Genomic DNA, 21,429 nt, shown 5'->3' on the forward strand with positions numbered 1-21,429 from the left:
TCATGATTGTGTCGTCTGTTCTGACGCCCCCGAAGTATTCAGAGCGCCTGCGCCCTGGGTGAGCCCATCGATGGAAATCGGCGTTTTGTCACCATCAATAATGGCCGGCGAACCCGGGGCCATGTTTTCCTGCTCCATCATTTTCTGCGCTCGGCTGTTGAGCACCAGAATGCTGATCCGACGGTTAAGCGCGTTGTCCTCTTCATCCGGCATATTCATGGTGTCCGCCATGCCGATGACACGTAACAGCTTCTCGGGCTCAAGCCCTCCGGCGACCAGTTCACGCCGTGAGGCATTGGCGCGATCGGTTGAAAGCTCCCAGTTGCTGTATCCCTTGAGGCCGGCGGCAAACGGAAGATCATCCGTATGCCCTGACAGGGTCAGCTTGTTGGGCAGCTCGTTGAGCAGCGGCGCAATGGCGGTAAGAATACGGTGCATATAAGGCGCCACTCGCGCACTGCCCAGCTCGAACATGGGACGCCGCTGACTGTCCACGATCTGGATTCGAAGCCCCTCGGGCGTCAGATCCAGACGCATCTGTGAACGCAGGTCCCGCAGCGCCGGGTCCTCCTGCATCAGGGCTTCAAGGCGAGCCTTGAGCCTGCTCAGGGCTGACATGTCGGTCGCCATGCTGCTGTTTTGCTCGATGGTGATCCGTGAACGTTCACCTTCGCTGTGCATGACATCATCACCACCACCCGGGATGGCGCTGTTGCTGGCCGAATTGCGATCCCCACCAGCCAGAGCCACTTTCAAGGGTGTCCGAAAATATTCGCTGATCTGTTCAAACTCGGCTTTCGATGTCCCGGCCAGCAGCCACATCACCAGAAAGAAAGCCATCATGGCCGTCATGAAGTCGGCATAGGCAATCTTCCAGCTACCATGAGAGCCGTGATGGCCGGCAGCCTTTTTACGGCGTACAACAATGGGACGGCGATGCTGGCTCATGACTTATCCTTGCCCATTGCCACTAGGCTGTGAACGAACGGCTCTTACATGCTCTTCCAGTTCGCTGAAGCTCGGTCGCTCGGTTGAATAGAGCACCTTGCGACCAAATTCGACGGCAATCGGCGGGGCATAACCATTCAGGTTGGCCAGAAGCGTGACCTTGATACACTGCAGCATCTTTTCGACTTCGCCGATCTGATGCCGGACATGAGTCGCCAGTGGCGTCACAAAACCATAGGCCAGCAATATGCCAAGAAAAGTACCGACCAGTGCCGCCGCAATCAGAGGACCGACTTCTTCAGGTGTCAGACCTTCGGCACCCAGTGCATGGACCACTCCCATGACAGCGGCCACGATGCCGAAGGCTGGCAGGCCATCACCGACACCTGAAATGGCATTGACGGGAATCTCGGCTTCATGCTGAAACGTTTCAATCTCGTGATCCATCAACGACTCGATCTCGAAGGCATCCATGTTGCCGCTGATCATCAGGCGCAGGTAGTCGGTCAAAAACTCCATGAGAAGAGGGTCTGCCATCAGCTTGGGATAGCGGGTAAACAAAGGGCTTTCTGCCGGAGCCTCAACATCACGCTCAAGCGCCATCATGCCCTCCTGGCGTCCCTTGGCCAGCAAGAGGTACAAAAGCGCCATGAGCTCCATGAAAAGCTCCTTGTTATATTTGACGCTCCCCTTGAGCTTTGGCACGACCCTCAGTGTGGCCTTGATCGCCTTACCATTGTTACTGGCGATGAAGGCCCCCATGGCAGCACCACAAATGATGACGATCTCGGCCGGCTGTAGCAGCACGGCGAGGTGGCCGCCCACCATCATGTACCCCCCGATTACCGAGGCAACAACAGCAACATATCCAAATAATATAAGCACGGTAATTCCTCAGTATTCAGAATCTGGAGATATCATCGGCCAAAAGTGGCTTGGCTTGAGCGCCCATCTCATCAGATTCTTCAGGGAAAAAGGGATATGACGACTGCAGCAGTCGGAACCCTGCTCTCAGGAGAATAACGGCAAGGTTAAGGTCTTTTATGATCGATCAAAGGCAGGACTAGCTTCTGAAAAAGGGGCTATTTTGCTTTTTTGAAATGGTTGAGCCAGAAGAATAACCGGCATAAAAAAACCCTGACGGCGCAAGCTGTCAGGGCAGTGGAAATGGTAATCATTGGATCATCAGGATGGTGATAAAGCCCCTTGGCCATTACTGAGCGCCGCTTTCCTTTCTAATGCGCTCTCTCTCGGCAGCGCGGCGGGTTTTCCCGGCACGAGACGGCGGCTGGCAGATACCGCAGACAAAATCCTGATCAAGGCTATGCGCATGATTGACGAATCTACCACTGCATGAGGTGCATGATGATAGTTGCATCATGTCGCTTTCAAAAAAGCGTACCAGCGTCCATGCCCGGGTTAGTCCCAACACGGCCTCGCCATCCTCGAGCATGGAGATTTGCTCAAAATAGAGTCGGTAGGCCTTTATGATGGCCTCCATGCGATCACATCGACTCTGTTCCCGCAGGGAAAGATAAATATTATAGAAAAGTGACGAATGAATATTGGGAAGCCACGTAATAAACCAGTCTGTCGAAAACGGGAGCATGCCCTTCGGCGGAGAAACACCACGCACTTCCTTGTAAAGGCGAATCAAACGCCCGCGAGAAAGGTCTGTTTCGGTTTCAAGCACCTGAAGCCTGGCGCCGAGCTCAATCAGCTCGATCGCCAGTTGTATATCGCGCACTTCATTGATGACGCTTTTATCGGCCATGATGGTGCCCCTTTTTCAGCACCACCTCCTCCGCGTCATCATGCATGCTGCCCGCCAGCAGGATAGCAGCATGAGTGCGCTTTAGATCATCTTCGCGCTGTTGGGTCGTCAACGATGAAAGCTGGGCAGGATCAACCAACGCAAAGTGGCACAGCAGCTGGTTGGAGTTCGCAAGCTTTGCAAGCTGCGAAATGGGTAGTGATGCCAGAGTATCAGCCATCTGCTCGTTCAGTTTTAGCCTGAACATGGCAGCAGAGCGATCTTCATTCAAAAGCCTTTGTACCAGAAGCAGATAAGACAGATTGACGTTGCGAATATCGTCCAGCAAATGGCTTGTAGTCATCATGTTCCCTTCCCCTCGTCTTGAAAATTTATCCATGTCACGACTGGTACAACGGCGATTGTTAACGCTCTTGACCATTTTTCGTAACAGGATCATTGCCAGGTGAGGCGACACTATCCAACCAGAATGTTACGCCCCGTTACTTTCTGCAATATTGACACATCATACTTTACTACCACAACTATTTTTTTGATTAGTACGAAAACAATGTTTTCCTACCACCCTCCTTAAGACAATAGCAGAGAATTTAGTCAATAAAATCAACGTTAGACGAAAAGGGCCCAAAAAGGGCCCCATTTCGTCTAATGAAAGAAATTTTTATGTATCTTTTGATTTCTGAAATGTTTCTAAAAATTTCAGGTCGAGAGGGTGGCGTCGCGTTCAAGCTCATGTATCCAGCATAAAAGCTCCGCCAGCGCCAGATACAATTCTTTTGGGATGCGATCATCAAGATCGACATGTAAAAGCAGGTTTACCAGCTCCGGAGACTGATGCACAAAGATACCGCTTGCCTGCGCCTTCTCTATGATGGCATCAGCCGTCGTGCCATATCCCTTGGCCACCACACGCGGTGCTTCATTGCCATCATGCGCTATGGCGACAGCACGTTGACGGCCATCAGAATAGTCTTTTGAGGATGTCATGCTGATCCACCCTCATGATCACTTGCGTTCTGGGGAGTGAAATGCAGATTGGCGAGTTGTAACCCGGCTCCGGCCATCCTTTCATCAAGATGGCGTCCCTGCACGGTCATCCAGGCTAGATGAGAAAGCCCTACCCTACCGCTGATGTTAATGACCCTGTCCTGAAGGCTGATCTCAAGATCAACAGTGCCCAGGGTTGGCAACATCAGCTTCAGCTTAGAGCGCCAGATCTGCCGAGCTTCCTGTGTATTCTCGCCGTCTGATTCCTCGGGCTGCTGCTCGATTTCCCAATGCACCGGTATTTGAGGCGTTAGAAAGCCTTCCCATCGAACCAGCGGAGAGGCCATGAGTTCCAGTTGATGGCGAAGAATGCCCTGGAGGTTATCCTGAGCAGATGGCATGGCGCCTCCCCCACTTTCGCGTTCCGAAGGAGTACTTAGGGCCTGTAGCGCATGGCGTTCACGGCTGATCGTGGAGAGAGTATCGTATGACCGGTCGGCATCAGTCGATGTCTGATGTCCAGTTGGAACAGGCTGAAATAACCTGTTTTGTGGTTCCTTGAGTAACGCCTGCTGGTCGTACTGACCCAGAAGCCATTGACGAAGGTGCGACTCATAAAAAAGGCCGCTATTCCTGATCTGCGAGGCGAGAGTTGCTGCAAGTACAGGCGTTTTCAGGGATTCTTCCGTCGACAGCAAAACCGAGTCAGTACTGACAACCGGTGCTGTGGCAGGAAATTTCTCCAGAATACGCGAAATGGCTCTGGCTTCAGCACTAAAGTGTGTTTTGGAAGACCCAGGCACGCTATCCGAAGCCGTGTCCTGAAAAAACAGCCCCTGGTTAGAAGTTAAAACACGAGCAGATGACTTGTCAGGTATATTGGCTCTTGCGGCCGCATCATCACTGTGACGCTCCAGCGTTTCATCAGGCGTATCCGAGGTACCATGACGCACGGCTGGTGTATAAGTCACGCTTCCCAAAGGCAAATCGGGTTGCCGTGAAGCAACCCGATCAAGATCCGCGCGACGCCCCAAGACATTGTGAAGCAGGGTATCCAGCAGTGGCGTGATGCTACTCATGGCTATTCCCCCACTGGGGCTGATGTCGCACTATAAGCACGGTTGACCTGCTGCTGCACCCGGTTTTTCTCCATCAGCTGGCTAAGCTCATCAAGCCTTTGCTGCAATAGCGTATGAAGCTTTTGGTCGTTTTCCAGAAGCTGAGCCAGAATTTTCTTTTTGTGTACCTGACGTTCACTATCCAGTGTGATCTGTTCATCGCGCATTCGAAGCCGATCAATTTCACACAGGTAATCATGCTCAAGCTCGATAAGCTTGTGCCACTGCCCGGTGCCAGCGTGATCCAGCATTTCCTGACTTACTCTCAGGGCCCGCTCATAGCCATGGATGATCAGAGCACGTTTTTTTTCCATGTCAGACCTGAGCTGCTGCGGCAGGTTGCTGAGAAGTCGAACCGATTTCCTTCCACGCCCCGGAAATATCACTTAAAAGTCTTTCAACATGCTCCAACAATGCCTTGTCATTGGAAACATTGGCTTTTAAAAGTGAACGTGACATGTACTCATAAAGCGATGACAAACGCTCTGCCAATTCACCACCGCGTGTCATGTCCAGGCTCGCCCGTAGTCCACCATCAATGATATCGATGGCCTTCGAAATGGCCATACCTCTACCGGCAATGTCGTGATGCTCCATGGCCCACTTGGCCTTGAATATGGCCGCCATGGCACCGTCGAACAGCATGACGATCAGCTGATGGGGAGAGGCACTCATGGCGCCCGTCTCTACACCTACTGATGCGTAGGTACTTGCCCCTCTTTGTGTATACATAATGGATATCCGCCAATATTGACCGATTAGCTGTTAGAAGAACTGTTAAGGGCTTCGAACTGCTGACTGAGGTATGATTGTGTATTGTTAAGTTTGGACATCATCAAATCGAGCTGCTGGAATTGCTTTTTGTAGCGATCTACCGTGGCATCGATGGTTTCCTGCATGCGCACGCTCTGAGCCTTAAGACTTGCCTTTGAGCTTTCAAGGCCGGCTTCTGCACTGCTAACCGCCCCATTGGTGGCCAGCATTGACTCGATGCTGGCATCAAGTCTGGCCGCGATGCCGGTCTTGCCATCGCCGACAAACAGACCCCTCATGCCTTCTAGATTATTGGCTAGGGCCTCGTCGAGCTTTTTCTCATCGGTTATCTCGAGCTTGCCACTTTTGCTGAGATCCTTGCTAAAGCTAATGCCGGCCTCGAAGAGATAGTTCATGCCCTCACCGTTGACGGCACTGCTCATGACACCTCGCAGCGTGCTCTGAACGGAGCGCACGGTACTATTGCCGGTCAGCACGCCGCTTTTAACCTTGTCACCCTCATTGTCAACCTTGGTCAGCGACGTGATCTTGTCATTTAGGGCGTTGTAGGCCTTTACAAAATCCTGTACGGCGGTCTTAACGGACTCCGTATCTTGACTAACTGTCAGCTTTGTCGATGCTCCGGCTGCTGTCGTTTCAACAAGATTGAGCGTTACGCCCTGAATGGCATCTTCAACGGTGTTAGAAGAGCTTTTAATAGGCAAACCATTAACTGTCAGAGACGCATCTGACGCGGCGACTGTTTCAGTAGCACCGGAAAAAATTCCCTCAAGAGCAGTATTCTCGCTTGAAAAGGACATGGTTGCACCGGCGCCCGTGGTCTGAGAATTCAGCACCAAACGGTAAGGCGTACCACTGCCATCATTGACGATGGAGGCTGTCACGCCGGCATCAGCCTTGTTAATGGCATCGCGAATGCCAGCCAGCGAACCATCAGTAATTTCGACAGGAGTGGACTTGGTGCCCACATTGACGTTCAGTGTTCCTGTTCCGATAGAATTTGTCGTATCAGAACGTCCGGCAGTGGCTAGAGACTGCGCGGTGGCCAGAGAGTCGATCTTAATACTATAGCTACCTGCGGCCGCGGTACTGCCGGCAGTCGCCGTCAATGCAGAACCGCTCACCTGCGAAGCAAAGCCTTCATAAAGCTTTCCACTGTTGAGCTTTTGAGCCGCTGCTTGGAAGCTTTCAAGCGATGTCCTTAGTTGACCAAAGCCGGAAAGCTTGGCGTCAGTCGAATTAAACTTTTTGGTAATGGGCTCCAGCTTTCCCTGCTCTGACTTCTTGAGGCCGTCAAGCAGCGAGGTGAGATTAAGATTGGAGCCGACACCCAGTGATTCGATAGCCATTTATAACTCTCCGGAATGGTGAATCCTAGCAGGCAAGAGCGGATTCATTGTTCTCTTGGTGACTCTATCGGCAGCCATCGCAGAATATTTAAGGCGCTGTACCAATAGAGAGATTCAAAAGCCCCGGGTGGTTCCACTTTTCAGCGAGCCCTTGCCCAAGCGCAACGAAATCCGGGTTGACCAGTGAATGGTGCTGATTGTATCGGAGAGGCTCTTTAACCTTATGCGTCTCGGTGTCCAACCGAAGAACGGTACCGCCGGCTTCATCAAGGATAATGTGGGCAGCCCCCGTATCCCATTCACATGTGGCACCGGGCCTTGGGTAACAATCGGCGGCACCTTCTGCAATGCGACAAAACTTGAGAGAACTTCCCACCCCTTCAAACTCGTATGATGGCAGAACCTTCAAAAGGCGCTCCATCTCATGACCGCCATGAGAACGACTTCCTACAATCCGGAGGGGCTGATCGGGATGCCAAGTGGTCGTAGCGATACGCCTTGCTGGCTCACCCGGACTTTGACGCCATGCTCCCTGGTCTTTCACGGCATACCACATGGTGTTCAAAACGGGAGCAGCGATCACTCCGAGGATCGGCCTGCCTTCATGAACCAAAGCGATATTGACCGTAAACTCGCCATTTCGGTTGATAAACTCCCTCGTGCCATCCAAGGGGTCTATCAACCAGAAAGTTGTCCACGACAGTCGGTCTTCAATATCAGCAGCAGCTGACTCCTCCGATAGGATGGGCCATGCAGGACGCAAAACGGATAGTCGCCGTGAAATTAATTGATTTGCCGAGAGATCGGCCTGAGTCAGAGGGCTACTATCCTTTTTGTCAGTCACTTCTATCGGGTTCTGATAGACCTCCAGAATGGCGTCACAGGCCTCCCAGGCAATTCTTTTGATGGATTCAAGCAGTTCGTTCATGGGTTCGTTTCCTATCCCTCTTGCCTGGACACTATACGTGGTGCATCAACGCCAGCCGAGCCCTTCGGGCCATTTTGCATAAGCCGAGTAACGCAGATTTTAAACTGCTTATTGCATGATCATTGGCTGAAAAACAAAAACCCCGGTACAGGATTGAAACCTGTACCGGGGCAAATGCAATACCAGTCATCCTATCAGGCAGAACGTTTCAGCCCGACGGCTTTTTACGAAGAACGCCTTGGTAGATGGCAGCCAGCAATTTTTCCGGCATAAGTCGCAACGGCGCTCTTTTGAGCACGTTCATACACATGGTAACCGGGCCTACAAACCCCATATCGAGAAACTTCTTCTGAAGCTTCACGTCTTGTTTGAAGTAACCCCATCCCCGTCTTCTAGCCAACATGCCGTTGCCTACCCGGGCGTTGACAAGGATGTCTCCAACATTATCGATATGTCCCCCCTGACATAGAAGACGCACCCAAAGATAATAATCTTCAACACCTGCAAAATGTTTATAACCACCCGCCTTCAAAATAGCAGCTCGGCGAAACATGACCGTCATGTGATTAACCGGACAGCGCGAACGAGCAAAGCGAGCCACCTGCTCCTTACCTGTAGGCAGTTCGCGGATGGCATGAGGTTTTTGCGGATCTTCGTTGAATTCGGCAATGGCTCCGCCAAGTATATCGACTTCAGGATGAGCGGCCATGTAATTGACCTGCAGCTCGAAGCGTCCGGGGCAGCAATGATCATCGGTATCCATTCTGGCAACAAGATCGTTACGACAACGCTCAAGGCCAGCATTGAGTGCCTCACCCAAACCCTTATTTTGCGGCAGCCTTACTGAAGTGATACTCAAAGTAGATCGGTATTCATCAAGTGCTGCCTGCAGCTGATCGTTGATGGGCCCATCTTCGACGATGACAACCTCGTCAGGCTGCACACTCTGTATCCTGATGCTTTCAAGGCACTCACGTAGAAAGCGTGGTGACTCCTTGTCATATACAGACATCAGCACCGAAAATTTCATTTTGACGTTTACCTACTTATTGATATGTCTGCTCGACCATGATGCTATCCAGCAAGGGTTAAAATCCGCACTTTACCAGATCAACAAAAAATCACGGTATCGAATTAACTATATTTGGCAAGCTGCTCATCGTAAAAATTAGCGTAAGCTTCGCCCATGGCTTTGCCTGTAAACTTTTCCAGATAACGCTGGTAGCCATTTTCTGCGAACTGCTTACGACAAGCCAAGGCTGAACGAACAGACTCACAAAAAGAATCAATATTTTCAAGCGTAAAGAAAGATGCCTGCTCGCCCATGATCTCTCTAAAGACACCAATATCGCTACACACGCATGGCAGGTGAGCAGCCATGGCCTCTAATAATGCCAGACCGAAACCTTCGCTACGACTGGGCATAACGTATATATCATAGTATGGTAGAAATGACGCAACGTTACTTCGATACCCGGTAAACCAGCAGCGCTCTGAAACACCATGTTCTTCCGAAAGTTGTATTAAATCCTGCCGGCAGGGCCCATCACCCACAACCACAAGCGCAAAATCAGGCAAGTATTTTAAAGCTTCTACAACCTGATCTATACCTTTCCTCTTTATGATATGTGCATTGGTTCCAAGCAAATAATATTTTTCCCCCAACGCTTTTAGCTTGTTTTGGTCATCAGGATCGGCATCATTACCATTTGTAGAAGCTTTAATACCGTTGTGAATGATATTCAGCTTTTCTGAACCAAGCAATGGGGAGTAATATTGAAAAGCATCCTGCGTCAAAACGGCAAGGCCATTCATTCTAGACCATGCATTTATCCAAAGAGGCGTAACGAACCTGGCAGCCTTGGGCCCATATATATTCAACAGCTCATCTTTTACATAATTATGTAACGTAGACACTGTCAATACCTTCTTATTCAGAAGCCCTGCATAAAGAGCGAGGAAATCTGGTCTTATTCCATGCGAGTGAATAATATCAAAATCTTTCAATTTTGACGAGGTATTGAAATTTATATGCTCACATTCACAATCAACATCAAGGGTAGGCGGCCCCCTAAAATAAAAAACTTTTGACTGGATATGATCCGGCATATTGCCAACAATGTTTTTAACCACATTAGCAGGGCCGCTTGGCTTTAGCTCAGTAATGATTTGCGCAACCTTCATAAATATCTCTTTAATATGCGGCTTTAGCTGCAGTAAGAAGGAAGTTCAATGCTGAACTAAACAAGAAAGTTGGCGCAATTCCGACAAGTACGAAAAGCATACGCATCAACAATTTCTCACTTTGTGACTGCAAACTTTTATCTAAATTCATTGCAAAGATAGGCACAATAACAATGAGCAGCATCATGCCAATCCTTTCTGCCTGGGCGCCACCTAAAACAGGTATAAATGCCATAAATGTAAAAATAGCATAGACCAAGGAAACGTTGTCTTTGACAAACTTCTTGAATTTGAAATTAGCAATTAAAAAAGCTATCAAGAACATTGCCATAAAGACAGCCAAATAGGCATAAGTTAATGGTAAGCCCGTTGTACTTGAAGACTTCGCGAGTTGGCTATCTGCTAACGATGAATAATAAACCCCGCCCACCATAACCAAGTATAAAAAACTGAAGACCAGCTTATGAAAAGCTGAAAGCTTTGGAATTGTCATACCTTTAGTTGTAGCGAATAAGTAAAGCAAAGGCATATAAACGATTGAGCCATTATGAGTAAAAAGAGCAAGCAAACCAAAAAAACCCGCAACAAACAGATTTCTAGTGCCAAAAAACGCAAAAAGAACAAACATGCATGCTATTAACTGTCTGTAGACGTTCTCATACCCCATCAAAACGGGAAAAAAAGTAAGCATAAATGGTGCCACGTACAACGGAACGCCAGCACTTTGTTTTTTGTTGCCAACCGCATAAAACAATAAAGTTATCCATATAATATCGATAACCCATAGGGTTGTAATATCGTTTTGAATCCAGCTATACAAATAACCTGAACCGAACCAATAAACAAACTCTCTTGTATAGTATATAGTTGCAGTAGCAAAGTCAGGCAAGTAAGACAAATACCCCGCATATGTGGCCATATCGGAGTCAAACCCCGAATTTCTAACCACCCACATATAGTAGACAGCTATCCCGTATGCGACAAGCATTAGAGGTGTTCTTTTGTTTAAAAAACAAAAAACAAAAGAAACCAAACACAATACTAGATACCATGTAAGCTCAGCGGTCATATATCAGCCCGTCAGGATTTTTTTAGTCTAGCAATTACTTTGTATGTGCCAAGTAGACAAGGCAGCAAAAAGAACAGTCCGATCTTATCAAGGAAATCTCCTACGGACTTGATTAGCCTAAACTTCGGTTTCAAAAGTTCTGGCATAATCCGACTTGAGAAAAAACGGTATGCTTCATGATCTTTCAAAAGAGCTGCAAGTACAAAATGACGCTTTGAAAAACCGCTAATATGCTGAGGATCCATAAGGTATTTATTCATAAACACCTTGCTGGCCTCCATATTCATGGATCCACTCATACGCTCGTCACGATCGCAATTAAGATGGACACCAGGAACAGGATCGTATCCCCATGATTGACTATGCTCGGCAGTGTCAATCAAAAACCCCCAGTCTTGATGCTTATTCAAATCCTCATTAAATTTAAAGCTATTTTTTCGTTCTGCTAAAAAGCTAATTGTAGAGGTCCTGATATCTTTATCTTCAATGAAAAGATAATGACGCGGATCACGGGCATCAGGTTTTTCGATAAAATCTTTGCGACCATCAAGAGAAACGTTTGTATAAGCACCAAAACAAAAATCATGCTTCCCTTCGCGCATAAAGCTTAAACGCTCGTCAATATACCCAGGCTTAAAGTGATCATCAGAGTCAAGCAGGAAAATATAGCTGCCTGAAGCACAGTTGATACCAATATTTCTAGATACCGCTGCGTTCGACTTCTTATCCTTGCTTACCAAAGTAGTATTCGGTGAGTCAGCTACGACGGATTTTAGAGATTCGATATCATCAGAGCAATCGTCTACCAAGATGATTTCGTAATCATGTTTTCCCACAGAACCATGAACACTATCTAGCGTATTTTTTATAAAACCACTGCTACGATAAGTAGGAATCACTACAGAAATTTTCATTTTTCGTGCTCAACCATATTAAAATAATAGCTCTAATTTTTAAAATTTTAACTTGCCTTAAAAAAATAAATAAAGGCATTTTAAAATGAACTACTAATTAACCAAAAAAATCAAGGCAAAAAAATTTTAGAAAGGGTGTTAAAATCAGGCCATCTACTCGATCAGAAAAACAAGCCTTAAACCACCTAATTATATAAATATTTCACCAAAGACCTTCAGATAAATTATTATTTCATTATGAGCATGCAGCAATGTGAAACTGTAAGCTACATATAGAAAACTTGGCCACCCTGCTTAAAGCAGGATGGCCAAAAAATCATCTTTTTTGGTCCTACGACTTTTTGCCGTAACTATAGTGGTAATTACCGTAATTGCCGCCATATCGATGAGAAGCCGTCTGCTCTACACCGTTAAGCACGGTACCCTTAATGTCTACGCCACTATGCTCAAACCGTCGTCTTGCCTGTTCGATCTCGGCAGGAGGATTCACTCCATAGCGGGCCAACAGCATATTGGTGCCTGCCTGCTTACCGATAATCGCGGCATCCGTAACTGCCAGAATTGGCGGTGTATCAATGATGATTAAATCGTAATGTTGATCAGCCCAGGCAAGAAGCTCACTAAAGCCAGCACTCATTAAAAGCTCGGCCGGATTCGGCGGTGCGGCGCCACGTGAGATGAAATCAAGCCCATCAACTCCCCCTGAACGTACAACTTCGGAGGCTGTAGTTCTACGGGCCAGAATATCACTAAGGCCTTTTTCAGATTTGCCCTTGAAGACGTGATGCAAATGTCCCATACGCATATCTGCATCAATGACCAGAACTTTCTGCCCTGCCTGAGCACAGACAACACCAAGGTTGGACACCACGAAGCTCTTACCGGCACCCGGACTTGCACTACTAATCATGAGACGCGCATTTGGGGCTTCCATCATGGCAAAGTGGAGGCTTGTTCGCAGGCTACGTACTGCTTCAACGGATTGATCATCCGAATTACGCAGTGCCAAAACTCCGGTATCTACCGTATTTTTAGCGCCCTGGTTGCGCTTAATGCGCAAGCCACGATTGCCACGAGTCCTTTTTACAAGGCCGCTTTGATTACTGCTTAACGGTATAGAGGCATAAACGGGAATGCCAATCTGCTCAAGCTGTTCAGGACTTTCGATGCTGCGATTCATGATCCGGCGAATCAGCACCACAATAATGGCAACAACCAGCCCCAGGATAAAGGCAATAACAGTAATCAGAGTCTTACGTGGTGCTACCGGGCTATTTTGAAGCGTGGAGTCGTCGATGATACGAACATTTCCCACAGCGCCCGCTTTTGCAATATTCATTTCCTGCATGCGGTTAAGCATCTGAACGTACATTTCCTGATTGACGTTCACATCCCGTTGAAGCCGCAGAACCTCTTGCTGTGTTTCAGGCAGACTATCGACCCGTTTTTGTAACCTGTCCTTTTCAGCATTGAGCTCTTCACGCTTTTGCAGAAGTGCCTGATACTGTGGATGGCTCTTGTTAAAGCGGCGTGACAAATCAGCTTCGTCAAACTTGAGCTGGTTGAGCTGGTTATCGATGTTAACGATCTGACTCAGTACCGAAGAGGTTTCCTGATCAAGATCAACCGAATCCTGATTAACGCGATAATTGTTCAGCTTGTTTTCGGCTTCTACCAGGCTATCCCGGACACGCGGCGCCTGCTGGTTAAGAAAATCGAGACTCTGCTGGGCTTCAGCAGACTGCCTTTCAATATTTTGTGTGATGTAGATATCCGTGATGGCCTTGAGACTGTTACGGATTTCGTTGCGATCAGTGCCCTGTAGCGTCAGCTTCAGAATACCTGTACCAGAGCGCCCCACTTCCTCGACTTCAAAACCACTACGCAAACTGTTGATGGCTGACAGGCGTGACTTTTTGACAACAGTAAACTCTGCGCCCTGCCCAGCCGTCATATCCATGACGCGCATTTCGACATTACCGTCGCGCGACTGCGCAAGCTGTCCGACCTGCCCTTCCAGAATCAGCTGACCATCGGCACGTAGCTCATATCGATTATTACCAAGTGACTTGATGGTCAGCGGCCTGTTAATCCAGCTATCAGGTACGATGAAGCGAGTGACGTTGATACTTTCTCCAGCCCAGACAGACGACCATCCCTGAGCGAAGGAAGGACGCTCGACTCCGCGACGAGCTAGAGTGTCACCAAGGATAGGAAGCCCTTCCGGCTTGACACTCAGCTGCAGGTTAAGGCGATCAACTGTTTGTCCCAGTACCATACGCGAGGTCAGAATCTGCATCTCGGCAGTTGACCGAGGTGTATCTCCGAAAACCCCTAGGTTTTGAACCGGGTTGCTGGCCGGATTAGCGCGTCCTTCTATCTCAAGAAGTGCATCGGCCTGATAGACAGGCGTTTTGAAGGTAACGTAGAGAATCCCAAGAAACGTAGATACACATACGATCAGGGCGATCAACCACTTATTGTCAATCATGAGACCGAAAAGGCGACCCAGGTCAAACTCTTCACCAGAATCGGCTGACTGATATCTTTCAGTATTTGAAGCCATATGATTTATCACTGATTCCATTTAATAAATGGTAAATGAGCATTTTTATCAGTTGTGTGCGGTATTTTTGCTACAACCTAATTAAAACTTGCGCTATCCAGGATAACTGGATAGCGCGTATCCGCTAGAGGTCGTTGTAATCGTTAACCGAGCCAACGGATGAACGGGTGAGGTTGGTAGTAGGCAGCAACTGACTGATAACGCGGTTCCAGCGAGAGATTGGTGCGGTCGTGACGTACACGATGTCCTGCGGTTCAAGTTCGAATTCTGTGCCAATTACAAATGAAGCCGCATTGCTCGCATCCAGCTGGTATACCGTAGCCATCTTGTCGCCTGGCCCACCCTGCCTGATAACAAAGATTCCCGAGGCTTGTGCTTCAACCTCATCGATACCACCGGACTGACTCAATGCATCCACCAGACTGAATCGATGTCCACCCATCGGTAGATCCTGCGGTCTCAGAACTTCGCCAAGCACATAAACCTTTTGCGAGCCAACATCAGGTACATGAAGTACATCGCCATCGTTCAGCAAACGGTTCTGGCTCATTTGCCCGTTTTGCAGCATGTCATAGACATTGATAATTTCCTCCTGACCATTTTTGTGCGTCAGGACAACATGCCGCCAGTCAGCGTTTTCGTTTAAGCCACCTGCGCTGGTGATGGCATCAAGCACCGTCAATGGCGTATTGGTGATTGGCTGCTGACCAGGGTTGGAGACCTGTCCGCTAACATAGACTTTCTGGGACTGAAAGCTGGCAATGTTGACTTCGACCTGGGGCTCGGCAATGTAATCGGCCAAGGACGAAGCGATCTGCGCACGCACATCGGCCACGTTCTTGCCGGCGACATGAATACGGCCTACGTAGGGATAGAAAATGGTGCCGTCGCTATGAACAACATTACCGGTTTCGACAGAACTACGCTCTCCTCCAGCCGGAATGGTAAGTTCAGGATGGTCGTAGACGACGATATTGAGAATATCACCCTTACCGATCCGATAATTATAATCACTGGTATCGGAGGTCATCTCCTGAGTGGCCTCTTTGAGGCTTTGCTGCGATATGAACTCCTTGCGAGCAGCGTTTTGAGCCTGCACAAGACCAAAGGTGATGGGCTGGACATCTACCAGATCATCGATAGGGGGCCCCGATTTTTCGTAGGGCATATCACTGCCGGGAGAAAGAACACAACCTCCCAGAAAAAGGGAACTCCCTAACAAGGCACAACTCAGCAGCCGCTTCATTAACCGCTTACTCCTGTCAAAATTATTCCGGCGTCTGGACACGCTACCGCCACGGAATGTCAATACTGGCGTGTTTCCGAGGCCATGAGATACCGCCGATGTTGCTTTTTACTCGTCGGCGTTGCCGAGCGGTATCGGATGATGCAGCAGTCCATGACTGCAAGTCGAATCGACGCCTCAATAACATGACCTGACCTGACTAAAGGAATCGGCAAAATGCTGCGTACCTTTAATTAAAGATCAGACAAAATTATTCAGACTTCTGGATTGCTGTCGATGCTATCAGACCCCCATTGGCGAGGGTATGCTGCTTTGCGCATCATTATTTCGAGATTCTACAGCACCAGCATCTCACCCGCCATTAACCACACTGGCCTTTTACAGGCCATCATGTCACGACGTGTTACAAAACACTCCAAAAATGAAGCATCAACACATCGCGACTCAACAGATATTTTAAATAACTGGGCAAATAGAGACTTGTGCAGAAAGCGCCATATCATTGCAGCATGGCGCCGGAAGACGCTGTCACGTTTTATTAAAACATGATTGTTTGGTCAGCCAGCGCACAAAAAGAGCGGACATAAAAAAGGGCCGTCAAAGCGGCCCTCTAGTAAGAAAGAATCTATTCGGTACGTTCAAGCCATTGCTCAACGTTATCGTTTCCGTATTCTTCCTTCCACGCCTTGAGCGTTTTCTGGTTACCACCGCGGGTTTCCACAACTTCACCCGTGTGAGGATTGCGATATATCTTCAGCTTGCGCTTGCGCCTACCAGATCCCTGGCTTTCTACAGAGGATTGTTTGGAAGACGATACCCCCTCACCCGGATTCAGGATATCAATAACATCAGCAGCAGTTTTGTCATGAGCCTGCATCAGCTGCTCAAGTTTTTCCTTGAACTCAAGTTCGCCCTTGAGTCTCTGATCCTGTTCGAGCTGCTGCAACTCATCTCGCAGCTGCTTGAGCAGTTGCTCTTTTTTCATGTATTCATTTAGCAGCGACATTACCAACCTCTCCAGCTTACACACATCTCTCGACGAGATGCTGACCCTATGGCCTGTTAAAATAATTTAATTTCCCTGGTGCAGCGGATAATACGTTAAATTAAAAACGCTTTAAAGCGAAAAACATCTCAAAAATTGGCATCAGCATCTTCAAACAATATATGACTGTGCTGCATCGCTCATCAGCAATATTAGCGCATGCTGCAAAAGACCTGCTAATGAAAGGCTCACTCCAACGCTTGAATAATATACCTGGACATAGAATTTTTTATCAGTGCAATCACCTTAACATTAACAATTGCCGATAATCTTTTTTAAGATGTATATCCATGGCAGACCTAAACATTGCACTTTTGCACAACCATAAGGAATTTATGGGTTAGGTCTCTTATAGTATGTATATCCATGCAAACACCCTTGAAACCTCTGATGCGAAAGATCCTCCATGCTGATTGCGACTGCTTCTATGCCGCAGTTGAAATGCGCGATAACCCAGACCTTCGCCATGTTCCATTGGTCATCGGAGGACGAGCGGAAAGTAGAGGGGTCGTCGCTACTTGCAATTACCCGGCTCGGGAGTACGGAATACGCTCGGCAATGTCGATGGCACATGCGCAAAGACTCTGCCCGCAACTTCAACGTCTCAGCCCGGACTTTGATAAATATCGTCAGGCTTCCCGACAGATTCAAAATATCTTCAATGAACTGACGCCGATCATGGAACCGCTTTCTTTAGATGAGGCCTTTCTGGACGTTACCCATGTTGAGCGTATGAAAGGCAGTGCAACGTGGATGGCACAATGGCTTAAGCACGAGGTAGAGAAGCGTGTCGGAATTACAATCTCGGTAGGCGTTGCCCCCAACAAGTTTCTGGCCAAGATCGCCAGCGACTGGCGAAAACCTGATGGTCTTTACATTATCACTCCTGATCAGGTCATCGATTTCCTCGACCTGCTTCCCATCACAAGACTTCATGGTGTCGGCCCTGCCACAGCAAAAAAGCTGGAAGCCCAGGGAATTCATACATGCAAGGAGCTTCGGGCGACCGAACTTCCCGTCCTGCTTGAAGAATTTGGAAAGTTTGGCGTCCGGCTGCACGAACTGGCGCGAGGCATAGATGAGCGCCCGGTCAAAACTGAAAGGGAGAGAAAATCCATCAGCGTGGAAAGCACGTTTGACAAGGATCTCCCCTCCATGACGGTCTGTCAGGAGAAAATAGCCGAACTGGTTATTCGTCTGGAGGAGCGGCTGGCCCGCGATCGACATCCCGCCATTAACAAGCTTTTCGTCAAGATTCGCTTTGATGACTTCTCGATCACCACCATGGAAACCGCCGGACAAACGCCGGCGCTTGAAAGCTTTATGCCGCTTTTTGACTCCGCATGGCATCGGGCAGAACGGCCGATCAGACTGCTTGGCGTTGGTGTACGTCTTGTCTCGGAGGATGCACAGCGACAGCTGGGGCTTTTCTAGCCCGGCCACCCGCTATCGCTGACACCGACTTCAGGCGAAGACTACCGTCTTGTTGCCATCGATCAGCACGCGGTCCTGAAGGTGCCATCGCACACCACGGGCCAGAACCGATTTTTCGATGTCCCTTCCCAGACGAACCAGATCTCCGGTCGTATGACAATGAGTGACGCGCTGGATGTCCTGCTCGATGATCGGACCGGCATCAAGCTCCTGTGTCACATAATGACAGGTCGCGCCGATCAACTTGACCCCACGGATGTGGGCCTGATGATAGGGTCTGGCACCTGCAAAGGAAGGCAGGAAACTGTGATGAATATTGATGATCTGACCGCAGTAGCGCTCACATAGTGACGGCGGGATAATCTGCATGTAACGAGCCAGCACGATCGTGTCGGCCTGACTGTCCTCGATTACCCTTTCAATATCTGAAAAAGCAGATGTCTTGTCATCGGCAGGGACAGGAACATGGTGATATTCGATTCCATGCCACTCGACTATGCTGCGCATGTCATCGTGGTTGGAAATGACGCCGGCGATATCACAGTCAAGTTCACCAGCCGTCCAGCGATATAGAAGATCTACCAGACAGTGAGACTCTCGTGACACCATGATCATCAGGCGTCGGCGTTTTTGTGCGCTATCCCGCCACTGCCACTGCATGTCAAACTCTTCGGCGATATCTGCAAAGGCGAGACGAAAGGCATCGCTGCCGGAACTCATGTTCCGGGTCTCGACTTCATAGCGCATGAAAAAGCGCCCGGTTTCCAGATCGGAGTGTTGATTGGCTTCAGTAATGGAGCCACCCTGCTCGGCGATAAACGACGAAACACGCGCGACAATACCTACACGATCAGGACAGGTTACCACTAGACGACAAAGAGACATCGGGATCACGCTACTCGGTCAAAGACAGGAATTGTAGCGAATTCAGATGCTTTTGAGCAGTGTTCATTGTGAGCACCTGATGCGTTGCGTATAGTTGGAATCAAACTATCGCCGGACCCGCCATGGATCAGACACGCGTACAAGTTCGCCCCCGTCGCCGCTCTGAGATTGAAATATTACCGCTTGGCGGCTGCGGTGAAATCGGCATGAACCTGATGCTTTACGGCTTTCAGTCTCGATGGCTGATGGTCGATTGTGGGATGGCCCTGCGCCAGGATCTCCACGACACCCCCTTGCAGATTCCTGATATCTCGTCGCTGGCAACGCTTGGCATCCGCCCGGAAGCCATTGTCATCACTCATGGACATGAGGATCATCTCGGGGCCCTGGGATGGCTATGGCCACGCCTGGGATGCCCTGTATATGCAACACCACTGGCGGCAGGTATTGCGCGTCAAAAGCTTGTAGAGCAGGGTCTGGCCACCGACGCCATACGCACCTTTGCACCAGGGGATCATTTCAATGCGGGGCCCTTCTCCGTACAAAGCATCAATGTCGCCCACTCCATACCGGAAAGCGTGTCGCTACTGCTCGAAGTAGATCGACACCGAATCCTGCATACCGGCGATTGGAAAATTGATCCTCACCCTGTATTGGGCGCTAAAACCCTCGAGCAGGACTTTGCCCGCCTTGCCCCTGTCGATCTTGTCGTGGGTGACTCTACCAACGCCATGGTGGAGAATCACTCACACAGCGAAAGCGAGGTAGCAGCAACCCTTGAGAAGCTCATGGAAGGCTGCAAGGGCCGAGTCGTTGTCAGCTGTTTTGCCAGTAACCTGGCGCGTATTCTGGCGACAGGGCGAGCGGCAAAACGTCATCATCGACGCATTGCCCTGCTCGGCAGAGCCATGGAAAAAATGGTGCGTCTGGGACGCGAACTGGGATACCTGAACGATTTTCCAGATATCGTGCCGCTGTCTGATATCGGTTATCTCCCGCCTGAGGAAATTCTGATACTGGCCACGGGCAGTCAGGGGGAACCTCGCGCCGCCCTCTCCCGCCTGGCAGTCAATCAACATCCAGCCCTCGAAATCGAAGCTGGGGACTCCATCATCTTTTCATCGCGCGCCATCCCGGGTAATGAAAGCGCCGTTATGCGTCTGCAACAGGCTTTTACGCAAAGAGGCGCTCACGTCTATAGCGATGAGGCGCACCCCGGACTGCATGCATCAGGTCACCCAGGCCGAGATGAATTGCTTAGCATGTATCGGTGGATCAGACCTTCACATCTGTTGCCGGTTCATGGGGAGACTGATCATCAAAAGGCTCACTGTGAAATCGCAGGAACGCTTGGCATCGAAAGCTCAATACTTCCCGTTAACGGACAGTGGCTACGCTGGAATGGCAAACGCATGACACTGGAAAGCACTTTAACGCTTTCTCCAGTCATTATTTCGCAGCGCAAAAGAGCCAGAAAGTCTTCAAATCGGCAAAACGATACCGTCATTGTACTTCCGGTCATTTATCAGGCAGACACTGCACAGTGGCAACGCGTAGGCAGAATGCTCATTGACAGTCAGATCGAAACTTTCGTGGATGAAGACACCCTTGGGGATTGGGTAGACATTACGCTGGAAGGAATGACCGCTCGCTCTTCAAGGGAACTGGCACATTTGCTGGAGGTTCTCGCCAATCGATGGCTCAATGAGCAACTTAGGCAATCTTCAAGAGTCATGATCGATGTCGTCGACACAACACTGAACGAATAGCGGGCAAGTCATATTGTAAAAGCCGTGATGCCTACACGGCTTTTACAGGGTGACATGACGCGCGCCTGCAAACCCTGATCAAAAATTCCGAAAAGACTCAGGCATTGGCATCCTTTGGGGGCCGGCCTCGACGCTTTCGCGGCTGTTCATTTCCAACCAGATCATTTACCGATAAACCGGCATCTGTCATCGCGGCGCGGATTTCGGCAAGCTTTTGCTCTTTGCTCGCCTCTTCCTGGCGCCGTTTCTGCTCTTCTTCCTGCTTCTGCGTCATGACCTCGTCAATGATTTCAGAAAGCTTGCTCAACTGCTCCATGCTCAATTGACGCGCCGCCGCCCTTGCCACATTCTTGTTGCGAGCAATCTTTTCCAATGTCTCTGTCGACATATCCAGCACTCCAAATAAAAGTCATATGCCTCGAGTAGTATATACCCTGAA

General features: G+C 49.2%; 21 protein-coding genes. 2 read left to right on the plus strand and 19 right to left on the minus strand.

All coding sequences use genetic code 11. The features are described 5' to 3' along the window. From motB to B9G99_RS15505, 17 genes are all read right to left on the minus strand, one after another. Complete coding sequence (gene motB, locus B9G99_RS15425; protein WP_086622970.1) at positions 1–948, minus strand: flagellar motor protein MotB; 948 nt, start codon at positions 946–948, stop codon at positions 1–3. Positions 949–951: 3 nt separating this feature from the next. Continuing rightward, positions 952–1,833, minus strand: coding sequence for a flagellar motor stator protein MotA (gene motA / locus B9G99_RS15430; RefSeq protein ID WP_086622971.1), 882 nt, complete (start codon positions 1,831–1,833; stop codon positions 952–954). A 328-nt stretch (positions 1,834–2,161) separates the two neighbouring features. Continuing rightward, positions 2,162–2,722, minus strand: a complete 561-nt coding sequence (gene flhC / locus B9G99_RS15435; protein WP_086622972.1) for a flagellar transcriptional regulator FlhC — start codon at positions 2,720–2,722, stop codon at positions 2,162–2,164. Continuing rightward, the gene (flhD, locus tag B9G99_RS15440) at positions 2,712–3,068 is read right to left on the minus strand and encodes a flagellar transcriptional regulator FlhD (RefSeq protein ID WP_252997351.1); all 357 of its coding nucleotides are present in this window, start codon (positions 3,066–3,068) and stop codon (positions 2,712–2,714) included. The genes flhC and flhD overlap by 11 nt, the downstream gene beginning before the upstream one ends. Positions 3,069–3,421: 353 nt before the next feature. Continuing rightward, positions 3,422–3,709 carry an EscU/YscU/HrcU family type III secretion system export apparatus switch protein gene (locus B9G99_RS15445; protein ID WP_086622973.1) on the minus strand — a complete coding sequence of 96 codons (288 nt, stop codon included), beginning with the start codon at positions 3,707–3,709 and terminating at the stop codon, positions 3,422–3,424. Continuing rightward, a complete protein-coding gene (locus B9G99_RS15450; RefSeq protein WP_086622974.1) occupies positions 3,706–4,788 on the minus strand; it encodes a flagellar hook-length control protein FliK in 1,083 nt (360 codons plus the stop codon). Before B9G99_RS15450 ends, B9G99_RS15445 begins: the two co-directional genes overlap by 4 nt. Before the next feature lie 2 nt (positions 4,789–4,790). Next, a complete protein-coding gene (fliT, locus tag B9G99_RS15455; protein WP_086622975.1) occupies positions 4,791–5,141 on the minus strand; it encodes a flagellar protein FliT in 351 nt (116 codons plus the stop codon). 1 nt (position 5,142) lies between these two features. Beyond that, a complete protein-coding gene (gene fliS, locus B9G99_RS15460) occupies positions 5,143–5,559 on the minus strand; it encodes a flagellar export chaperone FliS (protein ID WP_086622976.1) in 417 nt (138 codons plus the stop codon). 26 nt (positions 5,560–5,585) lie between these two features. Beyond that, positions 5,586–6,950 (minus strand): flagellar filament capping protein FliD, encoded by a 1,365-nt coding sequence (gene fliD, locus B9G99_RS15465; RefSeq protein WP_086622977.1) that lies wholly within the window; start codon positions 6,948–6,950, stop codon positions 5,586–5,588. An 88-nt stretch (positions 6,951–7,038) separates the two neighbouring features. Next, on the minus strand, positions 7,039–7,878 hold the full coding sequence (cysQ, locus tag B9G99_RS15470; protein ID WP_086622978.1) for a 3'(2'),5'-bisphosphate nucleotidase CysQ: 840 nt from the start codon (positions 7,876–7,878) through the stop codon (positions 7,039–7,041). Between the two features lie 208 nt (positions 7,879–8,086). Further along, positions 8,087–8,908, minus strand: coding sequence for a glycosyltransferase (locus B9G99_RS15475; protein ID WP_086622979.1), 822 nt, complete (start codon positions 8,906–8,908; stop codon positions 8,087–8,089). Positions 8,909–9,012: 104 nt separating this feature from the next. Beyond that, positions 9,013–10,062: a glycosyltransferase gene (locus tag B9G99_RS15480; protein ID WP_086622980.1), complete on the minus strand. Its 1,050-nt coding sequence runs from the start codon at positions 10,060–10,062 to the stop codon at positions 9,013–9,015. Positions 10,063–10,072: 10 nt separating this feature from the next. Beyond that, positions 10,073–11,131 carry a hypothetical protein gene (locus B9G99_RS15485; protein WP_115504170.1) on the minus strand — a complete coding sequence of 353 codons (1,059 nt, stop codon included), beginning with the start codon at positions 11,129–11,131 and terminating at the stop codon, positions 10,073–10,075. Between the two features lie 11 nt (positions 11,132–11,142). Further along, positions 11,143–12,045, minus strand: coding sequence for a glycosyltransferase family 2 protein (locus tag B9G99_RS15490; protein ID WP_086622982.1), 903 nt, complete (start codon positions 12,043–12,045; stop codon positions 11,143–11,145). A gap of 331 nt (positions 12,046–12,376) precedes the next feature. Then, positions 12,377–14,611 (minus strand): polysaccharide biosynthesis tyrosine autokinase, encoded by a 2,235-nt coding sequence (locus tag B9G99_RS15495; protein ID WP_086622983.1) that lies wholly within the window; start codon positions 14,609–14,611, stop codon positions 12,377–12,379. Positions 14,612–14,735: 124 nt separating this feature from the next. Next, positions 14,736–15,857, minus strand: a complete 1,122-nt coding sequence (locus B9G99_RS15500) for a polysaccharide export protein (protein ID WP_086622984.1) — start codon at positions 15,855–15,857, stop codon at positions 14,736–14,738. A 625-nt stretch (positions 15,858–16,482) separates the two neighbouring features. Continuing rightward, positions 16,483–16,863, minus strand: coding sequence for a histone-like nucleoid-structuring protein, MvaT/MvaU family (locus B9G99_RS15505; protein WP_086622985.1), 381 nt, complete (start codon positions 16,861–16,863; stop codon positions 16,483–16,485). 429 nt (positions 16,864–17,292) lie between these two features. Between B9G99_RS15505 and dinB the strand changes: the two genes are divergently transcribed. Continuing rightward, positions 17,293–18,336, plus strand: a complete 1,044-nt coding sequence (dinB, locus tag B9G99_RS15510; RefSeq protein ID WP_086622986.1) for a DNA polymerase IV — start codon at positions 17,293–17,295, stop codon at positions 18,334–18,336. A gap of 30 nt (positions 18,337–18,366) precedes the next feature. On the opposite strand, the gene purU is transcribed toward dinB, so the two are convergent. Next, positions 18,367–19,221: a formyltetrahydrofolate deformylase gene (gene purU / locus B9G99_RS15515; RefSeq protein ID WP_086622987.1), complete on the minus strand. Its 855-nt coding sequence runs from the start codon at positions 19,219–19,221 to the stop codon at positions 18,367–18,369. A gap of 260 nt (positions 19,222–19,481) precedes the next feature. On the opposite strand from purU, the gene B9G99_RS15520 reads away from it, so the two are divergent. After that, a complete protein-coding gene (locus tag B9G99_RS15520) occupies positions 19,482–20,990 on the plus strand; it encodes a ribonuclease J (RefSeq protein ID WP_236946610.1) in 1,509 nt (502 codons plus the stop codon). Between the two features lie 97 nt (positions 20,991–21,087). Here B9G99_RS15520 and B9G99_RS15525 read toward each other — a convergent pair whose 3' ends face one another. Further along, positions 21,088–21,378: an H-NS family histone-like protein gene (locus B9G99_RS15525; RefSeq protein WP_086622989.1), complete on the minus strand. Its 291-nt coding sequence runs from the start codon at positions 21,376–21,378 to the stop codon at positions 21,088–21,090. Positions 21,379–21,429: the final 51 nt, after the last annotated feature.

This window comes from Kushneria konosiri (genome assembly GCF_002155145.1).
Taxonomy (GTDB): domain Bacteria; phylum Pseudomonadota; class Gammaproteobacteria; order Pseudomonadales; family Halomonadaceae; genus Kushneria; species Kushneria konosiri.